Genomic DNA, 6,162 nt, shown 5'->3' on the forward strand with positions numbered 1-6,162 from the left:
TCGGCCGGCGACCACCCGGGGAACGCTCTGGCCGGCCCGGCCAGAGGCCACACTCCGGCCGGGCGACGGCCGAGAAAACAAGGAAGGGAACAAGGAAATGGCATCAGAACTCAACCTGGACTGGCTGATCTCCGTCGACGACCACGTCCTGGAGCCGCCGACGGTGTGGACCGACCGGGTCGCGGCCAAGGACCGCGACCGGGCGCCGCACATGGAGATCGACGACTCCGGCATGGACTACTGGGTCTATGACGGCAAGAAGTTCCCCAGCTCCGGCCTGTCGGCGGTCGTCGGCAAGTCGAAGGAGGAGTTCAGCCCCGAGCCGCTGCCCTACAGCGAGATGCGGCCCGGCTGTTACGACGCCAAGGCCCGGCTCGAGGACATGGACCGCGCGGGCGTGCTGGCCTCGCTGTGCTTCCCGACCATCACCCGGTTCTGCGGGCAGCTGTTCATGGAGGCCAGCGACCGTACCTTCGGGTTCGAGTGCCTGCAGCACTACAACGACTGGATGATCGACGAGTGGTGCGCCGCGGCGCCCGGCCGCTACATCCCGCTGATCCTCATCCCGATGTGGGACCCGCCCCTGGCCGCCAAGGAGATGGAGCGCTGCGCCGCCAAGGGTGCGACCACCTTCGCCTTCTCGGAGAACACCGAGCCGCTCGGCCTGCCGACGATCCACGACGTGAACCACTACTGGGACCCGGTGATGGCCGCGGCCAACGAGCTCGAGATGGTCGTCTCGATGCACGTCGGCTCGTCCTCGCAGCTGCCGGCGATCGCCAAGGACGCGCCGTTCATGGCGAACCTGACCTGGGGTGCCTCGCGGACCTCCGGCACGATGCTGGCCTGGCTGTTCAGCGGCCTGTTCCAGCGGTTCCCGAAGCTGAAGATCGCCCTGTCCGAGGGTGAAGTCGGCTGGATCCCGTACTTCCTCGAGCGCGCCGAGCAGGTCGTCGACAAGCAGCGTCACTGGGTCAAGCGCGGCGGGCGCTTCGACACCCACGCCGGCGCCGGTGACCTCGACCTGGACACGTTCAACGTCCGGGAGACGTTCGCGAACCACGTGTACGGCTGCTTCATCGACGACGCGCACGGCATCGCGAGCATCGGGGAGATCCCCGAGGACAACCTCATGTGCGAGACGGACTACCCGCACTCGGACACGACCTGGCCGGACAGCATCAAGGTCGTGCAGAGCCGGATCCAGCACCTGCCGGATGCCCTCCAGTACAAGATCCTGCGTGGCAACGCCGAGCGGCTCTACCGGTTCACCCCGGCCGAGCCGCCCGTCGCCGCCACTGTCACGAGCGGAGTCTGAGCCGATGGCGGGCCACGTTGTCATCGACCGAGAGCTGTGTCTCGGCAGTGGCATGTGTCTCGTCTACGCGCCGAACACGTTCGCGCATGACGAGCAGAGCAAGGCCGTCATCGTCGATCCGGCGGGCGACTCGGCCGAGGAGATCGACACCGCGGTCGACGCCTGTCCGGTCGGCGCGCTGAGCTGGGCTCCCGGCGACGACACGGGCGGCGCTACTGGTGACGTGCCGAGCACGGCAGGTCACGGCTCCACCGCGGGATGACCCGGATGCCGCTGGCGGGCACGGCCGACGAACCGACGGTCGTGCCCGCCAGCGGCGATGTCCCGGTCCAGGCAGCGTCGACGCGGCAGGTGACGAGATGACCCCGGCAACCGAGACAACGACCCTGATCACACATACGAGGCGAACGGCGAAGTTACGTGAGTGGCTGTCGCCGGAGGTGAGCAGCTGACATGACCACGGCGATCCTGGACCGCGAGCGGATCAAAGCTCTTTTCGACCTGCGCAGCGCCGCCAACGTGTGGACGGGCGGTGACTTCGAAGCCGACCCGTACCCGATCTGGGCGAAGCTACGGGAAGACGCGCCGGTGCACGAGGGCACTCTGCACAAGCTGACCGGCTACCCTGGCGAGGCGATGTTCCAGGGCCTTCCCGAGCCCGACCGCGCGCATTTCACCGCTTTCAGCTACGCGGCCCTCGACGCGGCCTACCGCGATCCCGAGACGTTCGCCTCGTCGGGATCGGCCATCGACCCGACAACCGCCGGGCTCGAGAACAGCATGATTTACATGGGTGGCACCCAGCACCGCCGGTACCGCGGCCTGGTGCAGCCGTCCTTTGTTCCGGCCAAGGCCCAGTGGTGGCTCATCAACTGGATCCAGGAAGCGGTCCAGGAGCTCATCAACAACTTCGTCAATGACGGCCGGGCCGAACTGAACGTCGACTTCTGCGCGGCGATTCCGGTGCTGACGATCACCGGAAGCTTCGGTATCCCGCCGGAGGAGGCCCTGGATCTGCGGGCCGTGCTGCAGGATTCGGCGGCGGTCATCCAGCGGCTGGTCCCGATCGTCGCCGCGCGCCGCGAGGAGCCGAAGGACGACCTGATCTCCATCCTGGTCCAGGCGACCATGCAGGACGAGGACGGCGTCTCCCACCAGCTTTCCGACGGCGAGATCTACGCGTTCGCGCTGCTGCTGCTGCACGCCGGGTCGGGCACGACCTGGAAGCAGATGGGCATCACGCTGGCGAACCTGCTGGCGCGTCCCGAGGTGCTCGCGCGGGTCCGCGAGGACCGGGCGCTGCTGCGCCCGGCCATCGAGGAGTCGCTGCGCTGGGTGCCCACGGACCCGATGTTCTCCCGGTACGTCACGAAGGACGTCGAGTTCTTCGGCACCGAACTGCCCAAGGGCGCCGTGCTGCACCTGAACGTGGCCTCCGCGAACCGCGACCCGGCCCGCTGGACGAACCCGGACGAGTTCGACATCAGCCGGCAGGCCCGGGCGTCGTTCGCGTTCGGCGGTGGCCCGCACATCTGCCTGGGTATGCACGTGGCGCGCGCCGAGATCCGCGCGGGCGTCTCGGCCCTGCTCGACCGGCTGCCGAACCTGCGCCTTGACCCGGACGCCGAGGCGCCCCGCTTCATCGGTATGTACGAGCGCGGGGTCACCGAGATCCCGGTGCTCTTCGGCTAGGTCCCCGATCAGCCCGCCCACCGACAAGAGGCAGAGATGACGACTGCAGAACCCGGCTACACCGCGCCGGATGCCACCCTGCTGGGCGCCGAGCATGTCGCCCGTTACCGTGAGACGAACGGCGAGGTCGGCTACATCTGGAACGGCGTCACGATCCTGCTGCTCACCACGACGGGCCGCAAGTCGGGTCAGCCCCGGACCACTCCGCTGATCTTCGCCAAGGACGGCGACGACTTCCTGGTGGTGGCCTCCCAGGGCGGCGCACCCACGCACCCGCTGTGGTTCCTGAACCTGGAGGCCGACCCGAAGGCCGAGGTCCAGGTGCTGGACAAGACCATCCCGGTCCTCGGTCGCGCCGCGTCCGAGCAGGAGAAGCCGCGACTGTGGGAGATCGTCTCCGCCGCGTGGCCGAACTACCACGTCTACCAGACGCGCACCACGCGGCCGATTCCGGTTGTGGTCCTGACGCCCCGCGGATAGGACGTCACGTCCGCGTCCCCGCCCTCGTCACGCCCGCCGCTGCTGGGCGTGACGAGGGCGGGTTCCGTTGCGGGGGGCGTCCGGGAACGGCTACCTTGCCAATGTCGACATCGATGTCGATTTCATTTGGCGGCTGTCCAACGGCGGAGATCCGATGGCAGGGATCCGGCAGTGACGAAAGGATTATTTCGGTGACGGTGGGCTACGAGGTTACGGACGGAATCGCCTACCTCTCGTTCAACCGGCCCGAAAAGCACAACGCCCTGCGGGACGAGGATGTCCTGGGCCTGATCAGCGCCCTGGAGCGCCTCGACCAGGACGATGACGCGCAGATCGGCGTCCTGTTCGGCCAGGGGCGGTCGTTCTCCAGCGGCGGGGACGTGAAGGACCGGCTGCAGCGCTCGATGGAGGAGGGCAGCACCGGCGGCCGGGCGCACGAGCGCGAGGCCTTCCTGAACACCGTGAACTGGAAGCCGGTCATCGCCGCGACGCACGGTTACTGCCTGGGTCATGCACTGGGGACCGCGTTGTTCTGCGACGCGATCGTCGCCGCGCGCAACACCCTCTTCCAGGTGGTCGAGATCAAGATCGGTCTACCGATGGCCTCGTTCGTCCCCCGACTCGGCAAGGCGGCGTTCGCCAACGAGGTGTGCCTCACCGGCCGGATGTTCACCGCCGCGGAGGGCCTGGACGCGGGCTTCGTGACCCGTCTGGTCGAGGACGGTGAGCACGTGCGGGAGGCGACGGCGCTGGCCCGCCTGATCCTGGAGAACCCGCAGCCCGCCGTACGCGAGCACGTCCGCGTGCGGCGCCTTGTCGCGGCGCGGGACGTGTCCCGCTTCGGGGATCCGTCCGCCGCCTTCGTCGACAACTGGACGTCGAACACCGCCGCCCAGGCCGCCGTCGCCGCCCGCACCGCCGGTCTGGCAGCGAAGAGCTGACCGGCCCGCCGCGGGGGCCCATCCCGCGGGCCCGCTTGGCACACTGACGGAGGGATCGCTGTGGAGTTCCATCTGTACCTGCCGCAGATGCGGTTGACCCCGGAACGGCTCGCCGAGCGGGCACGGGCCGCGGAGGCCGCGGGCTTCGACGGCATCGCCGGGATGGACCATCTGGCCCCACCCCTGGCCGAGGACCAGCCGATGTTCGGTGCGGCCATCACCAACGCCTGGCTGGCCGCGCAGACCACCCGGCTCACACTCGGCTCGCTGGTGTTGTGTGACGCGTTCCGCCATCCGGTCGTGCTCGCCCAGGAGACCGTCAGCCTCGACCATCTGTCCGCCGGGCGCTACGAACTCGGCATCGGCTGGGGGTCACGCGGCGGCGAGTTCACCACCTACGGGGTGAAGCCGACCGAACCACGGGCCCGGGTACGCCGGCTCCGGGAGACCCTTGAGATCCTGCGCGCCCTGTGGATGGGCGGTCCGGTCGACTACGACGGCGAGTTCTTCCAGCTGCGCGGCGCCCGACAGGCGCCCGCCCCGCTCGGCCACATCCCGATCACCGTCGGCGGCGCCGGCCCGCGGACGATGGAGCTCGTGGCCGAGTACGCCGACTGGTGGAACGTCCACGTCGGCATCCTCGACCGGTTCGACGAGATGCGCCCGCGTGCCGGCAGGGCCCGGGTGTCCCTGCAGCACATGGTCGCCCTGGTGCCCACCGAGGCCGACCGGGAGCGGGTGACCGCGACCGCGACCCGCCGGTTCGGCACCAACGGCGTGGTCGTCGGCTCCCCCGCCGAACTCGTCGACTTCTTCGGTGGCCTGCGTGAGCGGGGTGTCGAACGGGTCTACGCCTGGTTCTGCGACTTCGCCGACCCCGCCACCCTGGCCGCCTTCGGCGCGTCCGTCATCCCCGCGCTGCGCTAGCCGCCCCGCTCCGCGCCAGCCCGCCCACTCTGCGCTGTGCCTGGGCCTGGGCCTGGGTGCACTGCTGTTCGGCCTGCTCCATCGAGGGCAGGGCGACGTCGCTGGCCGTGGCCGTGACCGACAGTCCGGTCGCGTCGGTCTCGGCCATGGTGATGATCAGATTGAACGGAAGATCACCCAGTGGGATGGGCAGGGCCGCCAGGGCGCCGGCGAGGAAGCCGAGCGGGATGGTGAGGTTCACGATCCCCTTCAGCGAGATCTGACTGGGGACCAGTGTCAGCTGGTTGTTGTGCACCGCGAAGGTGACGATTCCGGCGACCTGCTGCGTTCCCAGCAGCGGGACCTCCACCGTCGCCGAGATCTCCAGCCGACTACCGCCGTCCACCGCGGTGATGTGGATCCTGCCGGTCTGGGTGGCCAGGTAGGTGTTCAGGTCGGCGTAGGTCATCCGTACGGCCGCCCGCATCCGGTCGACCGTGATCTCGCCATCCCCGCCGGTGGCCAGCTTGAAGATCGGAACGTGCACACCCTGCAACCGGGCGCTGATCGCCTCTATCCGCGGGCCGGGTGTCGGCATGTCGGTCAGGGTCATGCCGAGATCACTGAAGGTCCCGGTGAGCACCTGGGTGAGGAACGGGAAGCCCCCGATGCTGACGTCCCGCACCGTCGGTGGCCGTGTTCCGCAGGGCATGCCAGCCACTACCCCGGAGCGGATCTGCCGGGCCATCTCATGCTCGGCCAGCTGGACACTGACCCGGTCCACCACCACGAACTGCAGGATCAGCGCGATCGGCAACACGATCG

The 6,162-nt window shown here is 69.0% G+C and carries 7 protein-coding genes; 6 read left to right on the forward strand and 1 reads right to left on the reverse strand.

The features are described from left to right. Positions 1-97: 97 nt before the first annotated feature. The 6 genes from G6R24_RS05405 (at position 98) to G6R24_RS05430 (ending at position 5,358) form a co-directional block, all read left to right on the forward strand. Positions 98-1,318, forward strand: a complete 1,221-nt coding sequence (locus G6R24_RS05405; RefSeq protein ID WP_163548067.1) for an amidohydrolase family protein — start codon at positions 98-100, stop codon at positions 1,316-1,318. 4 nt (positions 1,319-1,322) lie between these two features. Continuing rightward, positions 1,323-1,580 carry a ferredoxin gene (locus G6R24_RS05410; RefSeq protein WP_163548068.1) on the forward strand — a complete coding sequence of 86 codons (258 nt, stop codon included), beginning with the start codon at positions 1,323-1,325 and terminating at the stop codon, positions 1,578-1,580. 191 nt (positions 1,581-1,771) lie between these two features. Next, complete coding sequence (locus G6R24_RS05415) at positions 1,772-3,010, forward strand: cytochrome P450 (protein WP_163548069.1); 1,239 nt, start codon at positions 1,772-1,774, stop codon at positions 3,008-3,010. Between the two features lie 36 nt (positions 3,011-3,046). After that, a complete protein-coding gene (locus G6R24_RS05420; protein WP_163548070.1) occupies positions 3,047-3,490 on the forward strand; it encodes a nitroreductase family deazaflavin-dependent oxidoreductase in 444 nt (147 codons plus the stop codon). Positions 3,491-3,681: 191 nt separating this feature from the next. Next, complete coding sequence (locus G6R24_RS05425) at positions 3,682-4,431, forward strand: enoyl-CoA hydratase/isomerase family protein (protein ID WP_163548071.1); 750 nt, start codon at positions 3,682-3,684, stop codon at positions 4,429-4,431. A 60-nt stretch (positions 4,432-4,491) separates the two neighbouring features. After that, on the forward strand, positions 4,492-5,358 hold the full coding sequence (locus tag G6R24_RS05430) for an LLM class flavin-dependent oxidoreductase (RefSeq protein ID WP_163548072.1): 867 nt from the start codon (positions 4,492-4,494) through the stop codon (positions 5,356-5,358). Here G6R24_RS05430 and G6R24_RS05435 read toward each other — a convergent pair. Then, on the reverse strand, positions 5,339-6,162 hold an 824-nt coding region (locus tag G6R24_RS05435), incomplete at its 5' end, for an LmeA family phospholipid-binding protein (protein WP_338084414.1). The two genes, G6R24_RS05430 and G6R24_RS05435, sit on opposite strands and share 20 nt — an antisense overlap.

Origin of the sequence: Candidatus Frankia nodulisporulans (assembly GCF_902806475.1) — a bacterium.
GTDB lineage: Bacteria > Actinomycetota > Actinomycetes > Frankiales > Frankiaceae > Frankia > Frankia umida.

Excerpts from the sequence above, each read along its gene's own strand:
- G6R24_RS05405 (WP_163548067.1), top strand. The coding sequence starts at position 98 with ATGGCATCAGAACTCAACCTGGACTGGCTGATCTCCGTCGACGACCAC.
- G6R24_RS05410 (WP_163548068.1), top strand. The coding sequence starts at position 1,323 with ATGGCGGGCCACGTTGTCATCGACCGAGAGCTGTGTCTCGGCAGTGGC.
- G6R24_RS05415 (WP_163548069.1), top strand. The coding sequence starts at position 1,772 with ATGACCACGGCGATCCTGGACCGCGAGCGGATCAAAGCTCTTTTCGAC.
- G6R24_RS05420 (WP_163548070.1), top strand. The coding sequence starts at position 3,047 with ATGACGACTGCAGAACCCGGCTACACCGCGCCGGATGCCACCCTGCTG.